Raw genomic sequence first — 24,230 nt, 5'->3', positions numbered from 1 at the left:
CCGGCGCCTGAGACGCGGGGGTCCCGGGCGGAGCCCCCCTCTCCCAGCCCCGCCGGCGCCTGAGACGCGGGGGTCCCGGGCGGAGCCCCCCTCTCCCAGCCCCGCCGGCGCCTGAGACGCGGGGGTCCCGGGCGGAGCCCCCCTCTCTCAGCCCCGCCGGCGTTTGAGGCGCGGGGGTCCGGGGGCAGCGCCCCCGCAACGGCGCCGCACCCGTTCGAGTGGCGGCCCGACCCGAACGGAGTGATCCTGGCAAGCAGCGGCGATCCAGCCGAAGGGGCGCCGGGGCAGCGAATGCCCCGGCGCCCCTTCGGCCTCCCCGAGCCAGATCCGGCCAGGGCAACGGCCCGGCCAGGGCAACGGCCCGGCTAGGGCTACGGCCCAGACGGCCTCCCCGCAACCGCGTCGTACACCCGCAGCCGCACCCTCCTCCGCCACCCCTCCCTCTCCTCCCGCACCCGCGCCCTCCGCTCCTTCCGCCCCCCGGCGGGATACCGCGCCCGCGCCCACGGCGACCCCGGCCGGGCCAGCCGCACCGCCCCGACCAGCGCGAAGAACGGTACGAGGATCCCCAGCAGCCCGGTGAACACCTTCCCCTTGGCCAGCGCCACCAGCGCGAAGCCCGCGTTCACCGCGACCACCACCACGTACGTCCAGCCGGAGGCCTTCGTACCGCCCTCCGATACGTCGGCGTCGTCGACGCCGAAGGGCGACGCCCCCAGCAACAGCAGCCCGCACGCCGCGGCCCCGACCACCACCGCGTCCACCGACAGCCGGCCCTCCTCGGACCAGTACACGTCCTTCAGGTGCAGGATCAGCGCGAACTCGTCGAGCACCAGCGCCGTCCCGATGCCGAACACCGCCGCGTCGATCTCCGCCCACGGGGGCCGGTCGCCGGTCGGGGAGGCCAGCCCCAGCCCCCCGACGATCATCAGGACGACGCCGAAGACCACGTGATGGATGTGCAGCCCGCCCGGCGTGACGTTCTTCGGCCACCAGGAGACCTGCGCCCGGATCAGCCGCACGCTGATCCGGATGAAGAGGAACGCGCCGAGGAAGCCCAGCAGCAGGCAGAGCAGCGGCTGCTTGCCGGGTTCGACGATCTGACGCTGGTACCAGTCGCCCACGGGTCAGGCCACCCGCCCGGCGGCGTGTGCGCCCCCCGTCGGCTTCGCGCTCATGACCCGATGCTGGCACCGGGCCGGGCGCGGCGCCTGCGGGAGCCGGCCCGGCGCCGCCGCGAACCCCTACGAGGTCCGGGCCGGGGCCTTCTGCCGCCGTTCCCGTCCCTCGCTCGGCTCCTCCTCCTGCTCCTCCTTCTGCTCCTCGCCCACCGCGCCCTTGCGCTGCGCGGGCAGGGTCAGCTGCAGCCCCCGCGGCCCGGACAGCACGTACACGAGCCCGAAGCCGGCGGACACGACCACGGCTCCGCCGACGGCGTCCAGCACCCAGTGGTTGGCGGTGGCCACGATCGCGCACACCGTGATCAGCGGGTGCAGCGCGCCGAGCAGCTTCTGCCAGCCCTTCGGCGCCAGCACCACGATCACGATCCCGCACCACAGCGACCAGCCGAAGTGCAGCGAGGGCATCGCCGCGTACTGGTTGGAGATCGCGGTCATGGCCCCGTACGAGGGGTTGGCCAGGTCCTGCGGCCCGTGCACCGTGTCGATGAAGCCGAGGCCGGGCATCAGGCGCGGCGGTGCGAGCGGGTAGAGCCAGAAACCTATGAGGGCCAGCACCGTGGCCAGCCCCAGCGAGGCCCGCGCCCACCGGTAGTCGCCGGGGCGCCGCCAGTACAGGACCGCCAGGATCGTCAGCGGGACCACGAAGTGGAAGGAGGTGTAGTAGAAGTTGAAGAACGCCTCCAGCCAGGGCGTGTTCACCACGGCGTGGTTCACGGCGTGTTCGATGTCGATGCCCAGCGCGCGCTCGATCCCGTGGATCTGGCTGCCGTTGCCCTCGGCGAGGCTGCGGCTGGTGGGCGCGGCGGCCCGGATGTGCGAGTAGAGCGAGTAGCCCACCCGTATCAGCAGGAGTTCCAGCAGCAGGTTCGGGCGGGACAGCACGCGCCGCCAGAACGGCATCAGCGGCACCCGCGCCCAGCGGGCCGCCGCGGGCCGCCCGTAGTCGGTGGGTACGGGCTCGCGCCAGTACGCCGACGAGCGCGGCAGGAACGGTACCGCGCAGGCCGCGGCCACGGCGGTGAGCAGCAGCACGTTGTCGCGTACGGGGGCCAGTGCGGCCAGGTTCGGCAGCAGCATCGTGCTCGGCAGGGTCATCGCGAGGACCACGGCCACCGGCCACACGGGCCGGTCGGCAGCCCGCTTGCCCACCTTGCCGGCGACGGCGAGGAGCACCCACAGCAGCTGGTGGCGCCAGCCGGTCGGGGACACGGCGACGGCCACGCAGCCGGTGACGGCGACGGCGAGCAGCAGCTGGCCGTCGCGGGCGTAGCGGACCGCGCGGCGCAGGCCGATCCAGACGAGGGCGGCCGCGAGGGCTGCGTAGAGCAGGATCTCCGCGGGTCCGGTCAGGCCGAGGCGCAGCAGCGCGCCGTGCACGGACTGGTTGGCGAGACCGTCGGGGGCTCCGCCGAGGCCGGTACCGGCCAGGTGCTCGACCCAGTACGTCCAGGAGTCGCGCGGCATGGCCGCCCAGGACAGCGCGGTGGCTCCGGCGAAGGTCACGGCGGCGGTGCGCGCGGTGGGGCGGCGTCCGGTCAGCCACAGCAGCGGTGCGAACAGCAGCAGCGCGGGCTGGAGTGCGGCGGCCAGGCCGACGAGGAAGCCGGCGGGCCGGTCGCCGGGCACCCGGAACACGGCGATGAGCACCAGCAGCACGGGCAGGACGGCGGTCTGGCCGGGTGAGGCGGCCTCGCGGACGGGGAGCGAGACCATCATCAGGGCCGTGAGCACGGGCGCGGCGAGCAGCGCGGTGCGCCGCGGCACGGGGTCGGGCAGGCCGCGGGCGGCGACGAGCCCGATGGCGGCGACGCACAGCAGCGTCACGCAGGTCCAGGCGACCTCCAGCGACGGGGGGGCGAGGCCGACCAGCGGCCTCAGGACCAGCCCGGCGAAGGGGGTGTCGGAGAACTGGCCGGTGTCGTAGACCGATCCGGGCAGGCTGCCGGGGAGGTGGAAGCCGCTCAGCCACTCGGCCGGTGGCACCCGCAGCACGGCGGCGGCCTGTCTGACGGCGAGCGCGCCGGCCAGTGCCCACAGGAGAAGGCGAGCAGCCCCGAGCCTGCCGTGATCGCCTATGACTCCGGCATGTCCGTTCGCACCGCTGTGCTCTGCCGCGTTAGCCACGCCTCGCCGGCCTCCCGCCATGTTGACCGCAACCCTGACTTCGCCTGGCTGCCGCGCTCCATTACCCGCACGACGATATCTCCCACGGGATGCGTTGGACGGCTCTCACGGGCATCGCGAAGACCGACACGCCCGCCGACCTGCGAGGCCCGTTCCCGGACGGGGCCCCGGGTCGATCCGGGGCCCACGGGCCCTCCAGGTGCGGACAGCGGACTTCGTGGCGAAGCTGAGGTGACAGGCATTCCGTGGAGAGGACGGCTCATGTCCATGCTTGACAAGCTCAAGGACCTCATCAAGGGACACCCTGACCAGGCCCGCCAAGGTGTCGAGAAGGCCGGAGACGCCTTCGACGCGAAGACCGGGAACAAGTACCAGAGCCAGGTCGACACGGCGCAGCAGAAGCTCAACGAACAGATCGGCAAGCAGCCGCCCACGTCCGGGGAGGGCCGGCCGCCTCAGACCTGAGATGTGGAACCACGGCCACGGCGCAGGGACCGCACCACGGTGCGGTCCCTGCGCCCTTTCGGAGGGGCGGATGTAGGAAACTGCACGCATATCGTCGAGGCCGGGCGTTGGCCCGGCCTGTGTTTCATGAGAGGTGTCCTGTGCCTAGTGTCGTAAAGATCAACGCACTGACGGTTCCCGCCGAGCAGCGGGAGATCCTGGAGCAGCGCTTCGCCTCCCGGGCCGGGGCGGTGGAGAGCTCGGACGGGTTCGAGTGGTTCGAGCTGCTGCGCCCGGTGGAGGGCACGGACCAGTACCTGGTCTACACGCGCTGGCGTTCGGAGGAGGATTTCCAGGCGTGGATGGAGGGCCCGATGAAGGCCGCTCACCAGGGCGGCGGCGAGGGTGGCGGCGAGCGGCCGAAGCCCGCGGCTTCCGCCTCGACGGTGTGGTCGTTCGAGGTCGTGCAGCAGGCGGCCCCGAAGCAGGCCTGACGCCGTCCGGATGCGCGCAACGGGCGTGGTCCGGGCCGACACCGGCCCCGACCACGCCCGTGGCGCGCGGCGGGCTCGGGGGCGCGGCGGGCTCGGGGGCGCGGCGGGCTCGGGGGCGCGGCGGACTCGGGGACTCGGCGGACTCGGGGACTCGGGGACTCGGGGACTCGGGGGGAGCGTCAGCTCCAGAAGGCGTCTTCCTCGTCGATGTCCGCGGTGCACTGGTCGATATCGGTGATCTTGTTGCCGATGATCGTGAAGAAGAGCCCCTGGCGGATCTCGATGCCGCGGTCACCGCGGTCGGCGCGTGCCGTGTGGAAACTCATCACGTGCCCCCGCCCGTCCGCCAGCACCGATTCCAGATCCACCTGGAAGGTGCCCTTCGTCTCCTCGCCGAGGCGGCGGTAGAAGTCGAGGACGTTCTCCCGCCCCTTGTGGTGCCCGGACAGCGGGTTGCTGCCCGGCACGTGGTGGATGACATCGGCCATCAGCAACGTGCTCATCGTCTCCATGTCGCCTTTGCCGAAGGCCTCGTAACCACGGCGGACCAGGGCACAGTCGGGATGCTCTGACATGGCGTTCCCACCCTCCGGGTACGCAGGGAATGTCCTTTTTCCTATCATCGGCCCGGCCTTGTGGATATTCCACGCGGGAGATCCGCCGCGAACTCCACAATGACGCCATGACCACTCACAGCGAACACCGCACACCCACCCGGTCGTGGACCGTGGCCCCCGAACCGTTCACCACCCGGGACGCCACCGCCCTGCGCCGCGCGTACTACGCCGAGGTCGCCGGCCGTTACTGGAAACGACAGGTCACCGAGACCGAGATCGACCAAGGGCTGCTGGACTTCCCGGACGACGGGCTGGTCCCGCCGACGGGCCAGTTCGTCGTCGGCAGACTCGACGGCGAGCCCCTGGCCTGCGGCGGGATCCGGCTGCTCGACCCCCTCACCGCCGAGCTCACCAGGGTGTACGTCGACCGGCGCGCCCGCGGCACCGGCGGCGGGGCGGCTCTGCTGAATGTCCTGGAGGCGGAGGGCCGTGCGCTCGGCGCCGAGCGGGTCCGGCTGGACACCCGGTCGGACCTCGTGGAGGCCCGGGCGTTGTACGCGCGCCACGGGTATGCGGAAATACCGGCCTACAACTCCGGCCCGTATGCCCACCACTGGTTCGAGAAGCGCCTGGCCTGAGCCCGCGCCCCGGCGACGGGGCCGCGCACCGGCAGAGCCGCTGCCGCTAGTGGGCGGCGTGGTCCCGGCGCGGCAAGGCGTCGTAGGGCTCCTCGGCGTCGGAACCGCACAACTCCTTGTTGATCTGCCGCACCAGCTTCACCAGGTCCGTCGGACGGTCCGGGCCCCACCAGTCGCCGAGCAGCTCGGCGAGGGACTCCTCCCGGGCCTCGGCAAGCTTCGCGGCGCACGCGCGCCCCTGGTCGGTCAGGACCAGCGGCAGCCCGTCCCGGACGGCGAGCCCGCGCTCCTCGACCTGGCGGGCGGCGTCCGTGACGACCTTCAGCGGCACATTGGTGCGCTCGGCGAGCATCGCGGGCTCCACGGAGCCGTACCTCTTGATCCGCAGCAGCAGCCAGCTGGAGGCGGGCAGCAGGTCGTAGCCCGCCTTCTCGGTGATCTTCTCGTAGACGTGGCGGCGGCCCTCCCGGGTGCCGAGGACCGACAGGGCACGGGCGACCTCGTCGTGGGAGGAGCGCTGGACGGGGTTGGAGGCCAGGGTCTCCGTCACATCGGGGGCGGTGACCGAGCCGCGGAGCTTGTCCTCCTTCAGGAACCAGGCGATCACGAAGGCGATCAGGACGATCGGCACCGCGTAGAGGAACACGTCGGTGATGGCGGTGGCGTAGGCGTCGAGCGCCTGCGGTTGGAGCTCGGCGGGAAGTGCGCCGATGGCCCGCGGATCCGCCTCCAGCTGCGCGACGCTCGCACCGGCCGGCAGCGTGACGCCCGCGAGGGAGGCGGCCAGCTTGTCGTCGAGCTGATGGGTGAAGACCGTGCCGAAGATGGCCACGCCGAAGGAGGCGCCGATGGAACGGAAGAAGGTGGCACCGGAGGTGGCGACGCCGAGGTCGGCGTAGCTGACCGCGTTCTGCACCACCAGGACGAGCACCTGCATGACCAGGCCGAGCCCGGCACCGAAGACGAAGAAGTAGATGCTCATCTCCCAGGTGGAGCTGGTGCGGTGCAGCTGGTGCAGGAGGAGCAGACCGAGCGCGGTCACGGCCGTGCCCGCGATCGGGAAGACCTTCCAGCGCCCGGTACGGCTGACGATCTGGCCGGAGGCGGTGGAGGTGATCAGCATGCCGATCACCATCGGCAGCATGTGGACGCCTGACATGGTCGGTGAGACGCCCTGGACGATCTGGAGGAATGTCGGCAGGTAGACCATCGCACCGAACATCGCGAAGCCGACGACGAAGCTGATCGCCGAGCAGAGGGTGAAGGTGCGGATGCGGAACAGACCCAGCGGCAGGACGGGTTCGGCGGCCTTGCGCTCCACGAGGAGGAAGCCGGCGAGCAGGACGGCGCCGAGGACGGCGACGCCGATGGTCCGGGCCGAGCTCCAGCCCCAGGTCCCGCCGAGGGAGGCGACGAGCACGAGACAGGTGGCGACGCAGGCGATGAGGAAGGTGCCGAGGTAGTCGATGGTGTGCTTCGCGGAGCGCGCCGGGATGTGCAGGACGGCGGCGATGACGACGAGCGCGACGAGACCGATCGGGAGGTTGATGTAGAAGACCCAGCGCCAGGACAGGTTGTCCACGAACAGGCCGCCCAGCAGCGGGCCCAGCACGCTGGTCGCGCCGAAGACGGCGCCGAAGAGGCCCTGGTACTTGCCGCGTTCACGCGGCGGGACGATGTCGCCGACGATCGCCATCGACAGCACGATCAGTCCGCCGCCGCCCAGGCCCTGCAGGGCGCGGAAGCCGATGAGCTGGGGCATGTCCTGGGCGATCCCGCACAGGGCCGACCCGATGAGGAAGAGGACGATGGCGTACTGGAAGAGCCTCTTGCGTCCGTACTGGTCGCCGAGCTTGCCCCACAGGGGGGTGGCGGCGGTGGAGGCGAGTATGTAGGCGGTGACGACCCAGGACAGGTGCGCCATGCCGCCGAGGTCGCTGACGATGGTCGGCAGGGCGGTGGAGACGATGGTCTGGTCGAGTGCGGCGATCAGCAGGCCCAGCAGCAGGGCTCCGATGGAGACGAGTACGTCGCGGGAGGCGTGCTCGGCGGCGGGACCGGCCTTCTCCGGGTCGAGAACGGGGCCCGGGCCCTGCGCGGTCACATCCTGAGCCATCGATACCTCCTCAGGCCGGATCAACATCTCCATCCTGAGCGGTGTGTCCGGTTATGGCCTCTCGGGCGGTTGGGAGGGCCCCTGCGGGTCTGCATAATCGCAGGCAATAGCCAGGGAGGGAGTCCAGTGAGCCGTCAGCACTGTCCAGAATGCGGCGCCGCCGGCGCAGGCTGCGGGTGCGTGCCGGGTGTGGGTTTCAACCCGTTGCGCATCCGCCCGTACGTGACGTTGCCCGACCCGGGCGAGCCGGACACTCCGGTGTCCCCGCAGCCGGTGTCCGCAGTGGTGGCCCCGGACCCGCGCCCGGCGCCCGTGCCTGCGCCGGCGGAGGACGACACTCCGGCGTACGGGATACCCGTGCCGCCGCAGGACGGGCCGTGGCCTGCGGGGCCCGCCGGGCCTGCGCACGCGGCGCACCCGGCCGAGACGGTCCAGCTCCGGGCGGTCCCGGCAGCGGGCCCCACGTACGACAGCGGAGCGGGAGGGGGTGGGGGCGGGGGCGGGGGCGGGGCCCCGGAGAAGCGAACCGGCCCGGCCGCCCGAAAGCCGCTCGCGCTGCTGATCGGCGCCGCGGCGGCGGTCGCCCTCAGCGGGACGGCCGTGGCGGTGTGGGCGCTCCCGAGTTCCACCGAGACCGAGGCCGTGCTGATGGACGCGAAGGCGTCGGCGCCCGTGACGAGCGCAGCCCCGGCCGCGCCCTCAGCGAGCCCGTCCCCGAGCAAGGGCAGCCCGTCCCCCTCGGCCTCCCCGTCCCCGAGCGCCTCGAAGTCGGCGTCGCCGTCCCCGTCGCCGAGCGCGTCCCGCACATCGGCGCCCCCGTCCCCCAGCCCGTCTCCGAGCGCGAGCCGCTCCTCCAGCCCACCGCCGCCGCCCACGCAGGCCCCGACCCTGCGGCACGGGGACTCGGGTTCGGAGGTGGAGAAGCTTCAGCGGCTGCTCGCGGCGCAGGGCCTGTACCGGGGCAGGATCAACGGCCGGTTCGACTGGCGGGTGGAGGAGGCCGTGTCGGAGTTCCAGTACGACAGAGGCATCGACGATCAGGAGTGGGGCTTCTACGGGCCGGTGACCCGCAAGGCTCTGGAGGGATAAGCGTCACATGTCCGCTGGTGGCGCGGACTGCCCTTTGTTTTGTATCGTGAAGGAACAAAGTGGTTCCGTCCTCATTCCCTGACCGGTGGACGGAACCACTTGTTCTCTTTCCCGCCCCGTCTGGAGCCCCGCCGATGCCGGCCAGCACCACCACCGCACCCGTCGCCCTCACCGCCAAGGCCCTGCTCCTGGACATGGACGGCACGATCGTCAACTCCGACGCGGTGGTCGAACGCTGCTGGCACGAGTGGGCGGTCTCCCACGGGCTGGATCCGCAGGAAGCCATGAAGGTGGTCCACGGCCGCCAGGGCTACGCCACCATGGCCGTGCTCCTGCCGGACCGACCCATGGAGGTCAATCACGCCGAGAACGCCGTGATGCTGGCCCGCGAAACGGCCGACACCGACGGAGTGGTCCCGGTCGCGGGCGCCCCGGAGTTCATGGCCGCGCTCGACGGCCTGCCGCACGCACTGGTCACCTCCGCCGACACCGCCCTGGCCACGGCACGGATGACCGCCGCCGCCCTGCCGATGCCCGGGGTACGGGTCACGGCCGAGTCCGTCCAGGCCAGCAAGCCCGACCCCGAGGGCTTCCTCATGGGCGCCGCCGCACTGGGCGTGGACCCGGCCGACTGCATCGTCTTCGAGGACTCGGCCGCGGGAATCACTGCGGGCCGGGCGGCGGGCATGCGCGTGATCGGCGTGGGCCCCCGCGCAGCCGCCCACGCCCCGACGGCCCACGTCCCGGACCTGACGGCACTCCACGTCACAACGACCCCGGACGGCTCGATCACCATCACGCTCCAGCCGACGGCCTAACGGCAAACCCACAGGCCGCCGCCAGGCCTACGGGGGCGGGCGGGGCGGGCCGGGAGGTGCGGCGGGGGCTTCGGAGGGCGGGAGCCGGCGGCTCCGGTGTGCGGGAGCCGGCTGGACGGGGTCCGGGAAATGCGGCGGGGGCTCGGGTAGTCGGGATCTGCTCGATCGGTATCAGCGATGGGTATGGGGGTTTCCCGTCAGTCCCATCGTCCCTCCGTGTCGGGCCGGTCCCTCAAGGGCGCTCCTTCGTCGCGTCGCTTCGCGATGGCCTTCGGCCACCCTTGACCGACCGTCCCGCCCCGGAGAAACGAAAGACTGCCGGGAAGCCCCCAAAGGAACGGGCCGGGACATCAAGACAGGGACGGGGCGGCCAGAGACGTGCTGCCCGGTCGGGCGCGAAGAGCCACGATCAAGAGACGGGGCCCATCACAGACCAGGGCCCGTGTCGAGGAAGCGCACCCGATCGCTACGCGCTCCCCATCTCTCAGCGTCCGACGACCGTCCTGGGCTGGACATAAGCCGCCCACGACCTCGGGCGTTTCTCACCGACGGCGTCCGACGACCGTCTGCGGCTGTTCATAAGCCGCCCACGGGATCGGTGCGGCGCTCGACATGCGTCCAGCGGCCGTCCAGGGTGGGCATAAGCGGCCCACGACCCTTGGGCGCTCCCCCTGGGAGGTGCCTGACGGCTGTCCGGGGCGTACAAGCGCGGGACAGCGGCTATGTCGTCGTGGATGCGGGTCAGAGCAGGTGGGCGGTTCGAAAGGCCGACACGTTTGCCCCAATTACCCTTGTTTGACAGTGAGTTTGTGGTGCCGTGTGTGCACTGACCCGGCTCCACGACGGAATAGCCGAGCTGCCGGCCGTCCGCCCCTCTCAACGGCTCGCATCAGCCACTGACAGGCGCCGGTCGCGGTCACGGAGAAGCGCGTAGCGATCCGAGGCGGCCTGCGACCGGCCACAAGCCGCCGTCGGACGCATAACAAGCGTGGGGCCGGGGCCGTGGGCGGCTTATGTCCAGCCCAGGACGGTCGTCGGACGCTGAGAGATGAGAAGCGCGTAGCGATTGGACGCGCTCCCCCCGACGCGGATGCTGGTCTGTGATGGGCCCCGTCTCTGGACCGTGCTCACCCGGACCCCCTGCGCATCTCTGATCGCCCCGTCCCTGTCTTGATGTCCCGGCCCGTTCCTTTGGGGGCTTCCCGGCAGTCTTTCGTTTCTCCGGGGCGGGACGGTCGGTCAAGGGTGGAGCGCAGCGACATCGCGAAGCGACGCGACGACGAAGGAGGAGCGCCCTTGAGGGACCGTCCCGACACGGAGGGACGATGGGACTGACGGGAAACCCCCATACCCATCCCTGATACCGCCCCAGCAGCTCCCGCCCACCGAAGCCCCCGCCCCAGGCCCGACCCCGATCGAGCAGCTCCGCCCCCCGAAGCCCCCTACTGCCCCACTCGCCCGTCGATGCGTTCCCGCAGGAAGTCCGCGTGGCCGTTGTGGCGGGCGTATTCCTCGATCATGTGGACCAGGACCTCGCGGAGCTCCATCGGCTCGTCGCCGTGTCCGCTGTCACCCGTGACGTCCAGGCTGGCGGCTTCCGCGACCAGTTGTTCCGCGAAGGCGACTTCGGCGCGCCAGGTGGCCCACGCCTCCGCGACCACCTCCGGGTCGGCCACCGCGCCGGTGAACTCCCCCGCGCGGTCCTCCTCCGAGCGGTAGTGCCGACGTATCTCCTGACCCGCCATCACCTGCCGGAACCAGTACTGCTCCACGCCCGCGAGGTGGCGTACGAGACCCAGGAGGGACAGGTTGGAGGGTTCCACCGAGCGCCGTGCCAGGGCCTCCGCGTCGAGGCCCGCGCACTTGAGTTCCAGGGTCAGGCGCTGGTCACGCAGGTAGCCGGCGAGTACGGCGTGCTCGCCCTGGAACCCGCCGTCGGTCCGGGTGTCCTCGTCGGGGTGGACGAACATGTTGGACCAGCCGAACTGACGGTCCTCGGCGGACGCCGGCGCGGACGCGGATCCGGGTGCGGGCTCGACGGCGGGGCCGGTGGAGGAGGCGGTGGAGGCGGTGGTGTCTGTCACGCGCACGAGCGTGACCTGCGCACCGCCTCCCCGCAAGGAAATATCCGCCGCCGCGGCCCGCACCTCCGGCGTGTCAGCCCGCGATCGCCTCGTAGAGCGAGAACGCGGCCAGTGCGGCCATCACAGCAGCCGCGATCTTGGTGATCAGTCGCAGCGGCACGTACTTCATCAGGGTGCGCCCGCCCAGGATGCCGATGCCGGCGACCGCCCACAGAGCGAGGACGGCGCCGATGCCGACCGAGACGGGGTTGTCGTACCGGGCGGCGAGGTTGGCGGTCATGATCTGGGTCAGGTCGCCGAATTCCGCCACCAGGATCAGCATGAAGCCCGCCCCGGAGACCTTCCAGAAGGACTGGTCGGCGGGCGCCTTGACCTCCTCGTCCCCGTCGTCCTTCTTCAGGAGCAGCATGGCCGCGCCCAGGAGGAAGAGGACGCCGACGACGGCCTGGACGAGCCGGTGCGGGAGCAGCGTGAGGACGCTGCCTGCGGCGATGGCGAGTGCGACGTGTACGGCGAAGGCGGCGGCGACGCCCGCGAAGACGTAGGAGGCGCGGTAGCGCGTGCCGAGCATCAGGCCGGCGAGGGCCGTCTTGTCGGGGAGTTCGGCAAGGAAGACGACGCCGAAGGCGATCGCCGTGATGCTGAAGCTGAACACGGGGGTGAAACCTCGATCGGTCGGGCAGGGCGCCATCGGGACCGAGAGACCTGGGGTGTGTCAGGGGTCGCTTCGGCTCGGCGGCGCCCTGGCTTGCGCGTGCGCGTACGAAACGCGCCTGCGCTGAACAGGACACTGCGGCCGAAGGTCTCGCTGGCCGGCCGCTGTCCGCGTCCTGCCTCCGGGCGCCGGCTGGTGTGACCCAGCAGTATGTCGACGGTCCGGCGAAGAGCTACTCCCCTTCTGCTCAGAACAGAGTACGCGACGCCCCCGACCGGCCGGAATAGGTCTTTGGTCCCGCCCCCGCCCCGCGCTGCGGCCGCTCGGCCTCCGCCCGCGGCCCGCCCTGCCCCCCGCTCTGACCTGGGCCCGGCCGGCCGTCCTTGCCGCACCCACCCTCTTCGGAATTTCAACCTCCGTTTAAATCAGGAGCGTTGGGTGACTTGATGTGACGTGCTCATGTCGCCAGGCTGTCACCTGGCGCCCACCCCAGCGACACCCGGCGCCAGGACCATGGCCACGCCCCGCCGGGGCCGCACGGCCGCACCCCCGCACCCAGGGAGCCCTCATGGCACTCATACCCAGCATCTACGCGCGTCGAATTGGCGTGCTCGCGTCAGCCGCCGCACTCGCCGCGCTCACCTCCCTCCTGAACGCCCCCACCGCCCAGGCCTCCCCGCCCGCCCCCATCAGCGCCTCGGCCGCCCGCGCCTACCTGGCGACGGTCACCCCTAAGACCGAGGGATCCACCAGCGGCTACAGCCGCGACCTCTTCCCGCACTGGAGCACCGTCTCCGGCAGCTGCAACACCCGCGAGACCGTCCTCAAGCGGGACGGCGTCAATGTCGTCCAGGACTCCGCCTGCGCCGCGGTGAGCGGAAGCTGGTACTCCGAGTACGACGGCGTCACCTGGACCGCCGCCTCCGACCTCGACATCGACCACGTCGTCCCGCTCGCCGAGGCCTGGCGTTCCGGTGCCAATTCCTGGACCACGAGCAAGCGCCAGCAGTTCGCCAACGACCTCACCCGCCCGCAGCTCATCGCGGTCACCGACAACGTCAACCAGGCCAAGGGCGACCTCGACCCCGGCAAGTGGCTGCCCTCGCGGACGGCCTACCGTTGTACGTACGCACGGATGTGGGTCAACGTGAAGCAGTACTGGGGTCTGAGCATGGACTCCGGCGAGAAGACGGCCCTGGTCAACATCCTGAACGGCTGCTGACCAAGCCGGCCGATCTTTCCCCCGTCAGGGGGAGGCGTGGCTCCCCCCACCCGTCGTACCGTGATCGAAGGGGCTACGGAGGAGGGGGAGTTGCATGGCCGGACTGCGTCTGGGGCCGCTGCTGCGCCACGTCGACTGGGACACGGGCCGGTCGGCCACGATATGGGTCGAGGCGGACCGCCCGTGCACGGCCGAGGTGCGGTGCACGGACGGGGCGGGCGGCAGTGCGCGCACCTTCCAGATAGCCGGTCACCACTACGCGCTGGTGCCGGTGACCGGCCTGACGCCGGGCGCGACCACGGCCTATGAGGTGCTGCTCGACGGCCGGCCGGTGTGGCCGCTGCCGGAGAGCGGTTTCCCGCCGAGCACGATCACCTCTCCCGCCGTGACGGGCTCGGGCCGGCCTTCGCCCGGGCTGCGCGTGACCTTCGGTTCCTGCCGGCAGGCCGCACCGCCCGCCGGCCGGCACGGGCCGCACGGCGCGGACGCGCTCGACACCCTCGCGGCGCGGCTGGCCGCCGATCCGGAAGCGGTGCGCCCGGACGTCCTGCTGCTGCTCGGCGACCAGGTGTACGCGGATGCGCTGTCCCGGGAGACCCGGCAGTGGCTCGCGGCCCGGCGGGATCTGCGGGAGCCGCCGGGTGCCCAGGTCGCGGACTACGAGGAGTACACCCGGCTCTACTACGAGTCCTGGCTCGACCCGGAGATCCGCTGGCTGCTGTCGACGGTCCCTAGCCTGCACATATTCGACGACCACGACGTCATCGACGACTGGAACACGAGCGCGGCGTGGCTGGCGGAGATGCGGGCGACGCCGTGGTGGCGCGAGCGTGTCCTCAGCGGGCTGATGTCGTACTGGGTGTACCAGCACCTGGGCAATCTCTCCCCCGCCGAACTGGCCGCCGACGCGGTGTACGAGGCGGTACGGCAGACCCCTGACGGTACGGACGTACTCCAGGCCTTCGCGTCCGCGGCGGATGCCGATCCGGGCACGGTGCGCTGGAGCTACCGGCGCGACTTCGGCCGGACCCGGCTGCTGATGGTGGACACCCGGGCCGCGCGGGTGCTGGCCGAGGACGGGCGGGCGATGCTCGATCCGGCGGAGCAGCAGTGGCTGCGGGAGAACGCGCTGGCCGGGCACGGGGGTTACGACCATCTGCTGATCGGGTCCTCGCTGCCCTGGCTGATGCCGCCGCTGATCCACGATGCCGAGACGTGGAACGCCGCGCTGTGCCGCGGGGAGCGGGGGCCTCGGTGGGCGCGGATCGGGGAGGACCTGCGCCGGCGCAGCGATCTGGAGCACTGGGCGGCGTTCCCGGCCTCGTTCGCGGCCCTGACGGATCTGATCGAGGAGGTGGGGACGGGGCCGCGGGCGCCGGCGACGGTGTGCGTGCTGTCCGGGGACGTGCATCACGCGTATGTGGCCGAGCCTCGAATACCGAGTACGGCACGGGTGTTCCAGCTGACATGCTCGCCGGTTCACAATTCCATCCATACCGCGGTGAAGTGGGGTTTCCGGCTGGGCTGGTCCCGGACGGGGCGGTGGCTGGGGCGCGGTTTCTCCCTGCACGGGCGGACGGGGCGGCCGCCGCTGAACTGGCGGCGTACGGGTGGGCCCTGGTTCGGGAACCAGCTGATGACGCTGGCTCTGTCGGGGCGGACGGCGCGGCTGCGACTGGACCAGGCGCGCAAGAAGCGCGAGGGGGCCGTGCTGGTGACGGTGCTGGACCGGGATCTCACGGCGGCGGAGTAGGGGATGTGGCGGGCCCCGGCGGTGCGGGGTGGTGAACTTGGCGTGGCGGCGCTGCGGGAGTCGTCCTTGACGGGCATCAGCCTCCGGCAGGGGTCCGGCCCCGGCAGGCGTCCGTCCCCGGCAGGCGTACCGGGCAGGCGCCCCGGGCGTCCGGGGTGCGAACGCCGGGCGTACGCTGTCTGGCTGTCAGGCCGCTCCAGCCGCTCCCCGCGACGTCGCGGCGCTTCGTGTCGCAGCACGTCAACCGGACTGGGGAGTCCCGTTTTGTTTGAGACGCTGGGATCGCTGACCGCGAGCCCATGGATCTACGCCCTCGTGGCGGCCTCCATCGTGCTCGACGTCTTCCTCCCCGTGCTCCCGAGCGGAGTCCTGGTGATCACCGCGGCGGCGGCCGCGGCGGCCGCCGGGGCGGCGGGCCCGGTGCCGGTGCCGGTACCTGAACAGGTGCCGGACATCCTGCTCCTGCTCGTGATCGCCACGACCGCCTCGGTGCTGGGTGACATGGCCGCGTTCCGGCTGGGCCGGCGCGGCGGAGCCCGGCTGGACCGGGCCATCGCCCGCTCCCGGCGGCTGACCCGGGCCCACGAGCGCCTCGGTACGGCTCTGGCGCGCGGCGGCGGCGCCCTGGTGGTCATCGCCCGCTTCGCCCCGGCGGGACGCTCTGTGGTGTCGCTGGGTGCGGGCAAGACCCAGCGAAAGGTGGCGGAGTTCCTGCCCTGGTCGGTCCTGGCGGGCATGGCCTGGGCCGGTTACAGCGTGGCCCTCGGCTACTTCGGTACGCAGTGGCTGGGCACCCAGTGGCTCGGTACCGCCCTGTCGGTGGTCGCCCTCTTCGCCGCGGGCGCCCTGGCGGCCTTCCTCGTCCGCCGCCCGGAGGCGGCTGCGGCGACGGCGTAGGCCGTCCAGCACGACTCGGCTCCCCCGGGCGGAGCAGTGGCTCACCCGTTCACCCGGCCCCGATCGCCGCCCCCGGGCTGGGCTCCTAGCGTCCACAGCACGGTGCGCAACCGAATCCGCGTCACACCAGTGGCCTGGCCGCGCCGTTTCGACGAGCCGAGGAGTCCTCTCCATGCCCGCCAAACCGCCCGCCGCACCGCCCGCCACGGCGCGCCGCCTGATGACCGTCGCGGCCGCGACGCTCATCGCCGCTGCCGCCGCGCCCGCCACACTCGCGTACGCCTACCCCTCCGCGACCGTCTCACCCACCACTGTCGCCCCGGGCGGCCGGGTCGCTCTCAATGTCACGGGCTGCGGAACCCAGGTCGCCAGGGTCACGTCGACCGCCTTCGGCGAGGTCCGGCTGACCCCGGGCAGCTCGGCGGCCACCAACCTCATCGGCACCGCCACCGTCTTCAACAACGCCAATACGGGCACGCACAGCGTCGTCTTCGAGTGCGGTGGCCCCGGGGGCGAGCGCACCACCGTATCGCTGCAGGTCACCACAGGTGCGGCGCGAGGTGGGACGGGCGGCAGCATCGGTTCGATGAGCCCGGGCCAGATCGCCGTGGGCAGCGCCCTCACCGCGGGCGCGCTGGGCGCCGGAGTGTGGGTGATGCGCCGCCGCGCGGCGGCCTCGTAACCCGCGACGGGGTCATGCCGGGGCGGCCTGCCCCCGTACGTGCACTCCGTCGAGCAGCGCCGCGGTGGCCTCGGCGACGGCGTCCACCGCCGCCTCGAACACCTCGCGGTTGTGCGCGGCGGGCGCCCGGAACCCGGACACCTTCCGTACGTACTGCAGGGCGGCGGCGCGGATCTCCTCCTCGGTCGCCTTCTCGGGGATGGCCGGCGGGCGCAGGGTCTTAATGGAACGGCACATACCCCTACTATCGCGCTACCGGGGCAGCTCGGCCCCGGAAAGTTTCATGATCAAACCGGCTTGGAGGCGGGCCCTGAGCCCCGGGTCCTCGACCGTGTCCAGCAGCTCGATGGCCTGCTGGGTCGTCTCGGCGGCCCGCCGGTCGTCCCGCAGCGAGGCGGTCTGGTCGGCCATGTGCTTGAGCGCGATGTCGGCCCGCCGGTGGAAGAGCTGCCCGATCAGGGTGGTGACCAGTCCCGCCGAGCTCGTGACGATCCCCAGGTAGAGCTCCCCGCCTCCCTCGGCCTTCCAGACGGCCAGCCCGACCCCGAAGAGCAGGATCGCCGCCCCGACCCCGGCGAACCGCTGGCTGGTCGCGAAGCTGCTGCGCGCCTGGGTCAGTCCGTAGGCGTAGTACTCCACGAGGATCGGCGTGAAGTCGTCCCGCCGGTCGCCGAGCTGCGCCGCGGGGTGCTGGATCCCGCCGACGTCCTGGAACTTTCCCCCGCCGGGCACGGCGGACGGCCTGTCGGCCTCGCCCGGCTCGGCGAGGTGCGCGAGCAGCCGCACCCGTTCCTCGTCCCGCTTCCGCTCGAATCCCACCCCGAGGGATCGCTCCATCAGCGCCAGCGCCACGGCGACCACGGCGACGACCAACCCACCCCACGCGAGCTCGCCCATCCCCCGACGATCCCACGCCCCGAACCGGCGGCCAAGAGAGCGTCCGCCTCCCCAAATGCGGATGAACCACACCGAACCTAGACTGACCGAGGCATGAACCTGTCGCCGACGAGGGAGACCACGACCATGGCGAAGCGAGGCAACAAGCGTCGGGCCCGCAAGAAGAAGAAGGCCAACCACGGCAAGCGCCCCAACGCCTGAACGAACCACCCGAAAGACCCCCGGCCACAACCGGCCGGGGGTCTTCGCGGGTCACGTCCTCTTGGTGCAACTGGCACCGAGAGCTGTTCACCATCGCGGGCTTGGTACACGGACGCCCCGCGGCCGTCTGCGCCCTACACCTGGGCCGAGTCACATCGCCCTCCCTCCCTGCCCAGCGACGGCCCCGCGGGCGCGGGCGGCGCACCACACGCGGACGGAAGCACGACCGGCACACACCCGGGTCAACGCCGACCGGTCAGATCGACGGTGGTACCACCGCTGAACAGCGAGTCGTGCAGCTCGATGCGAACAGGGTCCGCAGCCTTGGGAACGTCGAAGACGACGATGCCGTCAACAGCATTGCCGGGGTTGATCTGCTGGAGGAACGACTCGCTTCCGTCGAGATGGAGCGCTGCGGCGGTGTCCGCGCTGTACTTGCTGCCGTTGCGGTCGATGAGCTTCTGGTCGGCACCGTCGAAGGTTTGCGCCCGGTCGCCGATGTTCTTCACGGTCATGTGCACAAGGAAGAACTGCCCTTGCGCGTTCCGACCGTACGCACCTCCGACATTCCGCACCCCGGGCTGCAGCTTGGTGACCGTGAACTCGAACTTCCCGTCCCGAACCGGCTCCCCCACCCCGGGCCGGCGCCCGGACTCCTTGACGGCCTCGGCTTCGGTCTTGGTCGCAGGCGGCGGTGCGACCGGCTCCTTACCGCCGAGCGCCCCCAGGACCCCCAGGCCCACAAGTCCGGCGGTCACGGCCAGCAACACCGTCAACAGCCGGTGCCGGGCAAACCACCTCCGCCGCTCCGGCGGACGCTCCGGGACGAACCCCCACTGCGGCGGCGGCTGAGGGCTCATGGCAACCTCCGGGCTAGGCCTCGCGGATCCCGATTGTCCCGCCGCAGGCACGTCCCGGCATTCCGAGAACAGAGTCGGCCGCAAGCCCGCGCCGGAAAGTCCGGCCCGAAGGGGCCGATCACCGCCTCACCGGGACTCGGCCACCACGAACCCGCCGAGCGCGTACGGCTCTTCACTCCATCTGGCGCGGGGACAGACCCACTTCGACGACACCCACGGCCTCGCGCGGTCCGGCTGCACGACGCCCTGCGCATAGTCCCAGTGGGGTCGGACATGGACGCAAAAAGACCCCCCGCCATGATCGGCGAGGGGTCCTCCCACTGGTGGGCGCGAACGGTTTCGAACCGCCGGCATCTGCTTTGTAAGCTCCCCCAGTACATGAGATGGCCTCGGGATTGGCCCACCAGCCATGCGAAGAGAGCACGGCCAGGTGCGGTACGGACCCGTCGACGTGAGCCGACGTTGCCGTCAGCGACTGCCGTCGGACCCGTCGCCTTCTGGAGAGCGCTTAGCCGCCCCGTCACAACCAGCGCCGGCCTAGCACCCTCTGATGCCAGGTCGGCGTGGTCCTTGCCACTGAGAACCTTCGACGCACAGCAGGCTCAAGCGTCCCCAGTAGTAGGACCTACGTTTCGATGAAACGCCAGAGGTGGCTCAGTACTGTTCCGGACTTCACTTCGGCAAGCAGCAGAGCCACCAGAGATACCACTAGGGACATGAAGGAAACCCAGAGGGCAATCCTTCCCACTTTGAAGGTGTCAATGGAGGCACCCAAAGATGCGACGGTAGAGAGGATCTCCCGATACTCTCTATCTTCCTTAGAGAGATTCTCCGCCCATTCTCTCTGACGCTCCATGATAATGCCGTTGTAGTTCTCTGGATCCTCAGCCGCAGCACCCGACTCGCGAGTCCTCCTCAACCAAGCAGGCTCTTCGACTACGAAGATCGGCAGCTCGGAAACTCTACCGACTCGGGAGTGAAACTCCCTAACATCACGGACAGTGCTACTCACATCGATACTCAAGCTCAGAAAAATGTCACGCATTCTCCTGAGGCGTTTCCGGGTGATTTTTCCATGTTGAATTCGAGCCGCATCGCGCAAGTCGGCAAATTCGCCCCGCATTTCCTTCAAGAATGCCGAAATGGATAGGAGGCGAAGAGTTTCTCGCACGCTATCATTGATGCGGTGTGCAATCGCCGGGGATTCGTCGCCGCCGTAAGTTCTCAAGTCGCCCAGCATTGAGGCAACCTTGCCCTTCTGGCCCCAGAGCGCCCATGTTTCAGGCTTCAGAACGGGGCACAACCCTTCATCCACCAGATCAAGAAGCAGACCGGGAAGGGCGTCAGACTTAAAGTCGTATGGGAATCCACACTTTAGACCCAAGGCCCGCAGGGCCCCGCTGAATTCGATATTATCCCTCTCTCCCAGCGTTGGGTCATGCTCGGAGAATAGAATCAAATCCACCAGAGGGTTGGCTACCTTCCTTCTAGCGAAGGCGCCAGGTAGTACGTCCCGCATCCAAGTGCGTGCTTGATTATGTAGCCCGTTCCGGGAGTGCTGAACTGCCCGAAAGGCGGACCATTGCCTATCTTCGGCAAATGGGCGCCCCCGGCGCCAAACGAGCTGCGGATCATGGGATTTATGCCATTCCACATTTAGGGAACTGGCCCCTTCGCTGGATGTCGCAAAGAACGCGACGACAGCCGTCAGCCCTTCCCCGATGTGAACTCCGGTCAGCTCGACCGATCTAAAAGCGGCGGGAAGAGGGACGATTTTGGCGTCAGGATGGTGGAAACCTGGACCGGATGCAAGGTGGCCAAGTCTCCACCACCCACTCCCACGTCCACTGCGCGACCTTTCTAGGTAATCTCGATTTCGGTCGCCGAACCCGTAGCGGACGCGATGCGCATCCCATGAATTTCGATCCAGGGCCTTAACCAGCTCGTCGAATTCACTTGGCGGAAAGAGCTCGATCGCCCAAACCCCTGGAACCTCCACCTCTTCTGTGGTCGGCACCAGAACGTTATGCATGCGATCTTCGCGACTCCAGATGAAATTCCTCTCGTGATCATTGAATGGGTGGAGGTAGTTCAGTGCGTATGTAAAGAGCTGGCGCACTCGATATGGGAGCCTCCCACCCACGCCCGATCGAAGAATTCCGCTGAAAATCTTGTATGGATAGTCGTACCAGCGTCGACCTTCCCCGATACTCGGAACCTGCTGGTAGGCTTCATCTATGCGGCTTCTGTTGTGAGCCATGCATCCCCCATCTTGCGAGCATCGTCTTCGAAATCGGGACGATCCACCGCCTGTTCATCACCCCCGCCATTCCGGCAGTCAGTACAAATCGCCATCGATGTCACACAACTTCGATTGATGGCGGGGTTGGCGTCAGATCCAGCAGGTGATGGCCCCAGTCTTCGCGGGCAGGGCGCTGGGCCAGCCAGCCGGAAACGCGAGGTCCGCCATTTACCGCCCCGCCGTCCGTTACGGTGCGGACGTGCTCGAACCCATGCCGAAGGTAGTACCGCTGGAGCTGCTCGTTCGTCGTCCACGCGTCTAGGCGCAGCCAGGCGGCACCGGCACGATACGCCCGGTCCCCTGCCCAATCCAACAGACGGCCACCGAGGTTAAGTCCGGCATACGACCTGGCGACCGTCAGCTTGTTGACGAACATCGATGGCTCGGCAAGTTCGCTACTCAACCAGAGCCCATCTTCCACCTCAGACGTGACCGTGATTGTCGCCGCTGTCGCCGTTACCTGATCACCGCTGTCGCCGCCGGGTGGGTCACCAGCCTGGACAACCTCTCCCACCTCGGCCCGGACCTGTCCGACCTCATGTGCTGCATCGTCACCGGCGCCGAGAACGTCAAGCGGGCCCTGTTCACCGACGGCGACGTCGTCCGCTCCCGCTACCGTCGCCCGCTGCTCCTGACCGGTATCGACGTGGGCGTGATCCGCCCCGACCTCGCCGAACGCCTCCTCCCTCTCCGCCTGGAACGCCCCCGCGTGCGGCGGACCGAGGCGGAGCTGTGGACGGAGTTCGCGCGGGACCTGCCCGTGATCCTCGGGTCCGTGCTCGACCTGGCCGTCAGCGTCCGCGCCGCCCAGGCCGACATCCCGACCGACCTGCGCATGGCCGACTTCGCCCACCTGTGCGCGCAGCTCGACGCCGCCCGCAGCTTCGGTGCGCTGGACGCGTACCGGGCCCGCCTGGACGACCTCAACGACGACGTCATCGAAGGTGACCTACTCGCCCAGACCGTCCTCAAGCACGCCGCCGAAACCGAGCCCGGCGGCGAGGTCCGGATGACGTCGGCAGAGTGGCTGCACGCCCTGACCCAGCTCTACACCGGCGAGGACTTCCGGCCCCAGCCCAAGGGGTGGCCCACCACCGGCAAAGTCCTCTCCGACCGCCTCAAGCGCCTCCAGCCCGTCCTCGCCGCCCGCGGCGTCCTCGTCGACTGGGGCCGCACCAACGCCGCCCGCTACATCGCGATGGCCCGACCCCAACCCTCGCAGGACGAGCAGAACGACCTCTTCTAGACCCCGCGCCGACGGTCCCGGCCGCACAAGCAAGAGGAGCACCCCCGCCCAGGCGCCCGGGTGCTCTTCTTGTTCTTCGGCGGCCGCGCCGCCGCCAAACGGGCGTGCCGCTTACGGCTCCGCATCTCGCCCGAAGGCGCACCCAACAACAGACACAAGCCCCTCCCTTTTCCCTAAGTAGGAAGACGCTGCGTCACCTGCGTCACCACGGCCCCGAAAACCTGGCCTGACCTGCACCAACAGGGGTGACGCAGAGGCCTAAATCCTGCGTCATCCTGCGTCACCTGCGTCACCCCGTGACGGACGGCTGTGTCACCGGTGACACAGATTCCAACCCTCTGTGTCACCCAAACCCGCAGCTCAGGGCCATGAATGACGCAGATGACGCGATGACGCAGAAATCCCAGCCTCGGACACACACGCACTGACCACCGCCCCGGAGGCCGCTGTGAGTTCCCCCCTGCCCACTACCCACCAGGCCCTGACTGTCCCCGAGTTCATGGCCGCCCTGCGGCTCAGCCGCTTCACCGTCTACAACCTGATCCGCTCCCGCGCCCTCCCGAGCTTCACCGAGGGCCGCTCGCGCCGGATCCCCGCAGACAGCGTTCGCGCCTATCTGGAAGCCAAGTTGGAGGAAGCAGCCTGATGGCACGCAAGAGGAACCCGAATGGCGCCGGCAGCATCTGGCAGCGCAGCGACGGTCGATACGAGGCGCGCGTCTACGTCCCGCAGCCCGACGGCACTCGCCGTCGGAAGACCGTCTACGGCAAGACGTGGGAAGAGTGCGACACCAAGCGTCAGGAGCTGGTCCTCCGCGACGGGCAGGGCGTCCCAACGCCCACCCGCTCGGCCAAGCTTTCCGAGTGGCTGCCGTTCTGGCTGGAGACGTTCGTCAAGCACGACCGCAAGAAGACGACGTACGCGAAGTACGAGACCCATGTCCGTCTGTACCTCATCCCGCATCTGGGGTCGAAGCGTCTGGAGACCCTCGGGGTGCGGGACGTGCGGCGGATGGTGGCTGCCGTGACCGCGCAGGCTTCCGCCGCGACGGCAAAGGAGTCGCACCGCGTGCTGCGCAGTGCGCTCACCGCCGTGAACCGGGAGGAGCTGATCAGCCGCAACGTGGTGATGCTCGTGCCGGCGCCGCGCGTAGTCCAGCGCGAGTTGAAGCCGTGGGACCTCGACGAGACGCTCACGTTCCTGGAGCCAGTCGGCGCGACCCGCTGTACGCGGCCTTCGTTCTGGCGGTCGCCCTGGGGCTGCGCCGGGGCGAGATCCTCGGACTGCGCTGGTCGGACATCGACCTCGACCGCCGCACCCTGACCGTGCGGAACCAGATCCAGCGGGTACAGAAGGAGCTGTACGCGGACTCCACCAAGAACCGGCGGAGCAGGGTCATCCCCCTCCCCCGGATGTGCGTCGCGCCCCTGCGGTGGCAGCGGATGCGGCAGGCCGCGTTGCATGCCGCACCAAGGAGTGGGAGGAGAGCGACTACGTGTTCACCACCCGCACCGGCCGGCCGATCGAGCCGCGCAACATCAGCCGGTCGTTCGAGCGGATCGGCCAGGACGCCGGCCTGCCGCGGATCCGGCTGCACGACGCGCGACACGGGTGCGCCACCCTGCTGTTCGCGGCCGGGGTGGCACCTCGGGTGGTGATGGAGATTCTGGGGCACTCACAGATCGCCGTCACCATGAACATCTACACCCACGTGGCTGACGGCGGCAGGCGCGAGGCCATGGGGCACATGGACCGGATGCTGCGCCGTCGGCGGCCGACCGAGTAGGCCACTGCCGTCACTTGGAACCGTCAAAGGCCCCCAACCAAGATCGGTTGGGGGCCTTCGTGCTGGTGGGCGCGGACGGTTTCGAACCGCCGACATCTGCTTTGTAAGAGCAGCGCTCTACCCCTGAGCTACGCACCCGTGGATGAGTGGACAGCCTACATGGCGGGCACACCCCCCACGCAAA

General features: G+C 70.1%; 23 protein-coding genes, 1 tRNA gene and 2 pseudogenes. 13 read left to right on the top strand and 13 right to left on the bottom strand.

What is annotated here, in order from left to right; all coding sequences use genetic code 11:
• Positions 1 to 371 precede the first annotated feature (371 nt).
• Both ACFY0D_RS20495 and ACFY0D_RS20490 read right to left on the bottom strand, forming a co-directional pair.
• Entirely contained in the window at positions 372 to 1,124 is a 753-nt protein-coding gene (locus ACFY0D_RS20495; protein WP_390799562.1) for a hypothetical protein, read from the bottom strand.
• 120 nt (positions 1,125 to 1,244) lie between these two features.
• Positions 1,245 to 3,326, bottom strand: coding sequence for a bifunctional glycosyltransferase 87/phosphatase PAP2 family protein (locus tag ACFY0D_RS20490; protein WP_390799561.1), 2,082 nt, complete (start codon positions 3,324 to 3,326; stop codon positions 1,245 to 1,247).
• A 240-nt stretch (positions 3,327 to 3,566) separates the two neighbouring features.
• Between ACFY0D_RS20490 and ACFY0D_RS20485 the strand changes: the two genes are divergently transcribed.
• Together ACFY0D_RS20485 and ACFY0D_RS20480 are read left to right on the top strand one after the other, a co-directional pair.
• On the top strand, positions 3,567 to 3,770 hold the full coding sequence (locus tag ACFY0D_RS20485) for an antitoxin (RefSeq protein WP_327385706.1): 204 nt from the start codon (positions 3,567 to 3,569) through the stop codon (positions 3,768 to 3,770).
• 140 nt (positions 3,771 to 3,910) lie between these two features.
• A complete protein-coding gene (locus tag ACFY0D_RS20480) occupies positions 3,911 to 4,243 on the top strand; it encodes an antibiotic biosynthesis monooxygenase (protein ID WP_301371460.1) in 333 nt (110 codons plus the stop codon).
• A 179-nt stretch (positions 4,244 to 4,422) separates the two neighbouring features.
• Here the strand turns inward: ACFY0D_RS20480 and ACFY0D_RS20475 are convergent, their stop codons facing one another.
• Positions 4,423 to 4,818, bottom strand: a complete 396-nt coding sequence (locus ACFY0D_RS20475) for a nuclear transport factor 2 family protein (protein WP_390799560.1) — start codon at positions 4,816 to 4,818, stop codon at positions 4,423 to 4,425.
• A gap of 107 nt (positions 4,819 to 4,925) precedes the next feature.
• Here ACFY0D_RS20475 and ACFY0D_RS20470 point away from each other — a divergent pair, with 107 nt between their 5' ends.
• On the top strand, positions 4,926 to 5,438 hold the full coding sequence (locus tag ACFY0D_RS20470; protein WP_390799559.1) for a GNAT family N-acetyltransferase: 513 nt from the start codon (positions 4,926 to 4,928) through the stop codon (positions 5,436 to 5,438).
• Between the two features lie 46 nt (positions 5,439 to 5,484).
• On the opposite strand, the gene ACFY0D_RS20465 is transcribed toward ACFY0D_RS20470, so the two are convergent.
• Both ACFY0D_RS20465 and ACFY0D_RS20460 read right to left on the bottom strand, forming a co-directional pair.
• On the bottom strand, positions 5,485 to 7,554 hold the full coding sequence (locus ACFY0D_RS20465) for a DHA2 family efflux MFS transporter permease subunit (RefSeq protein WP_390799558.1): 2,070 nt from the start codon (positions 7,552 to 7,554) through the stop codon (positions 5,485 to 5,487).
• A 134-nt stretch (positions 7,555 to 7,688) separates the two neighbouring features.
• Positions 7,689 to 8,429, bottom strand: a complete 741-nt coding sequence (locus ACFY0D_RS20460) for a hypothetical protein (RefSeq protein ID WP_390799557.1) — start codon at positions 8,427 to 8,429, stop codon at positions 7,689 to 7,691.
• A 40-nt stretch (positions 8,430 to 8,469) separates the two neighbouring features.
• Between ACFY0D_RS20460 and ACFY0D_RS20455 the strand changes: the two genes are divergently transcribed.
• Positions 8,470 to 8,643: a peptidoglycan-binding protein gene (locus tag ACFY0D_RS20455; RefSeq protein ID WP_158712014.1), complete on the top strand. Its 174-nt coding sequence runs from the start codon at positions 8,470 to 8,472 to the stop codon at positions 8,641 to 8,643.
• Between the two features lie 134 nt (positions 8,644 to 8,777).
• Complete coding sequence (locus tag ACFY0D_RS20450) at positions 8,778 to 9,461, top strand: HAD-IA family hydrolase (protein ID WP_390799556.1); 684 nt, start codon at positions 8,778 to 8,780, stop codon at positions 9,459 to 9,461.
• A 1,442-nt stretch (positions 9,462 to 10,903) separates the two neighbouring features.
• On the opposite strand, the gene ACFY0D_RS20445 is transcribed toward ACFY0D_RS20450, so the two are convergent.
• Entirely contained in the window at positions 10,904 to 11,431 is a 528-nt protein-coding gene (locus ACFY0D_RS20445) for a DinB family protein (protein ID WP_390799582.1), read from the bottom strand.
• Positions 11,432 to 11,618: 187 nt separating this feature from the next.
• Positions 11,619 to 12,236, bottom strand: coding sequence for a TMEM165/GDT1 family protein (locus ACFY0D_RS20440; protein WP_390799555.1), 618 nt, complete (start codon positions 12,234 to 12,236; stop codon positions 11,619 to 11,621).
• A 541-nt stretch (positions 12,237 to 12,777) separates the two neighbouring features.
• Between ACFY0D_RS20440 and ACFY0D_RS20435 the strand changes: the two genes are divergently transcribed.
• The 4 genes from ACFY0D_RS20435 to ACFY0D_RS20420 all read left to right on the top strand — a co-directional run bounded on the left by ACFY0D_RS20435 (position 12,778) and on the right by ACFY0D_RS20420 (position 16,754).
• The gene (locus ACFY0D_RS20435) at positions 12,778 to 13,422 is read left to right on the top strand and encodes an HNH endonuclease family protein (protein WP_390799581.1); all 645 of its coding nucleotides are present in this window, start codon (positions 12,778 to 12,780) and stop codon (positions 13,420 to 13,422) included.
• A 94-nt stretch (positions 13,423 to 13,516) separates the two neighbouring features.
• Positions 13,517 to 15,175 carry an alkaline phosphatase D family protein gene (locus ACFY0D_RS20430; protein WP_390799554.1) on the top strand — a complete coding sequence of 553 codons (1,659 nt, stop codon included), beginning with the start codon at positions 13,517 to 13,519 and terminating at the stop codon, positions 15,173 to 15,175.
• A gap of 264 nt (positions 15,176 to 15,439) precedes the next feature.
• Entirely contained in the window at positions 15,440 to 16,072 is a 633-nt protein-coding gene (locus tag ACFY0D_RS20425; protein WP_390799553.1) for a DedA family protein, read from the top strand.
• Between the two features lie 172 nt (positions 16,073 to 16,244).
• Positions 16,245 to 16,754 (top strand): hypothetical protein, encoded by a 510-nt coding sequence (locus tag ACFY0D_RS20420; RefSeq protein WP_390799552.1) that lies wholly within the window; start codon positions 16,245 to 16,247, stop codon positions 16,752 to 16,754.
• Positions 16,755 to 16,766: 12 nt separating this feature from the next.
• On the opposite strand, the gene ACFY0D_RS20415 is transcribed toward ACFY0D_RS20420, so the two are convergent.
• Together ACFY0D_RS20415 and ACFY0D_RS20410 are read right to left on the bottom strand one after the other, a co-directional pair.
• Positions 16,767 to 16,991 (bottom strand): DUF2277 domain-containing protein, encoded by a 225-nt coding sequence (locus ACFY0D_RS20415; RefSeq protein ID WP_030389450.1) that lies wholly within the window; start codon positions 16,989 to 16,991, stop codon positions 16,767 to 16,769.
• A 15-nt stretch (positions 16,992 to 17,006) separates the two neighbouring features.
• Positions 17,007 to 17,651, bottom strand: a complete 645-nt coding sequence (locus tag ACFY0D_RS20410; protein ID WP_390799551.1) for a hypothetical protein — start codon at positions 17,649 to 17,651, stop codon at positions 17,007 to 17,009.
• Positions 17,652 to 17,777: 126 nt separating this feature from the next.
• Between ACFY0D_RS20410 and ACFY0D_RS20405 the strand changes: the two genes are divergently transcribed.
• Positions 17,778 to 17,852, top strand: a complete 75-nt coding sequence (locus tag ACFY0D_RS20405) for a 50S ribosomal protein bL37 (protein ID WP_100661309.1) — start codon at positions 17,778 to 17,780, stop codon at positions 17,850 to 17,852.
• A 242-nt stretch (positions 17,853 to 18,094) separates the two neighbouring features.
• Here the strand turns inward: ACFY0D_RS20405 and ACFY0D_RS20400 are convergent, their stop codons facing one another.
• From ACFY0D_RS20400 to ACFY0D_RS20390, 3 genes are all read right to left on the bottom strand, one after another.
• Positions 18,095 to 18,622, bottom strand: a complete 528-nt coding sequence (locus ACFY0D_RS20400) for a DUF4352 domain-containing protein (protein WP_390799550.1) — start codon at positions 18,620 to 18,622, stop codon at positions 18,095 to 18,097.
• A 715-nt stretch (positions 18,623 to 19,337) separates the two neighbouring features.
• The gene (locus tag ACFY0D_RS20395) at positions 19,338 to 20,972 is read right to left on the bottom strand and encodes a hypothetical protein (protein WP_390799549.1); all 1,635 of its coding nucleotides are present in this window, start codon (positions 20,970 to 20,972) and stop codon (positions 19,338 to 19,340) included.
• Between the two features lie 100 nt (positions 20,973 to 21,072).
• On the bottom strand, positions 21,073 to 21,528 hold the full coding sequence (locus tag ACFY0D_RS20390) for a GNAT family N-acetyltransferase (RefSeq protein WP_390799548.1): 456 nt from the start codon (positions 21,526 to 21,528) through the stop codon (positions 21,073 to 21,075).
• On the opposite strand from ACFY0D_RS20390, the pseudogene ACFY0D_RS20385 reads away from it, so the two are divergent.
• The 3 genes and pseudogenes from ACFY0D_RS20385 to xerC all read left to right on the top strand — a co-directional run.
• A pseudogene (locus ACFY0D_RS20385) lies at positions 21,475 to 22,260 on the top strand (ATP-binding protein); the annotation flags it as partial. The gene ACFY0D_RS20390 and the pseudogene ACFY0D_RS20385 sit on opposite strands and share 54 nt — an antisense overlap.
• A gap of 448 nt (positions 22,261 to 22,708) precedes the next feature.
• Positions 22,709 to 22,906 carry a helix-turn-helix domain-containing protein gene (locus tag ACFY0D_RS20380; RefSeq protein ID WP_390799547.1) on the top strand — a complete coding sequence of 66 codons (198 nt, stop codon included), beginning with the start codon at positions 22,709 to 22,711 and terminating at the stop codon, positions 22,904 to 22,906.
• A pseudogene (xerC, locus tag ACFY0D_RS20375) lies at positions 22,906 to 24,046 on the top strand (tyrosine recombinase XerC). Before ACFY0D_RS20380 ends, xerC begins: the two are co-directional and overlap by 1 nt.
• Before the next feature lie 63 nt (positions 24,047 to 24,109).
• On the opposite strand, the gene ACFY0D_RS20370 reads toward xerC, so the two are convergent.
• Positions 24,110 to 24,184, bottom strand: a tRNA-Val gene (locus ACFY0D_RS20370).
• Between the last annotated feature and the right edge of the window lie 46 nt (positions 24,185 to 24,230).

Source organism: Streptomyces sp. NPDC001502 (assembly GCF_042894785.1).
Taxonomy (GTDB): Bacteria; Actinomycetota; Actinomycetes; order Streptomycetales; family Streptomycetaceae; genus Streptomyces; species Streptomyces kutzneri.
Note: the sequence above shows the minus strand (reverse complement) of the source record. Positions and strands in the feature narration are given on the sequence as shown.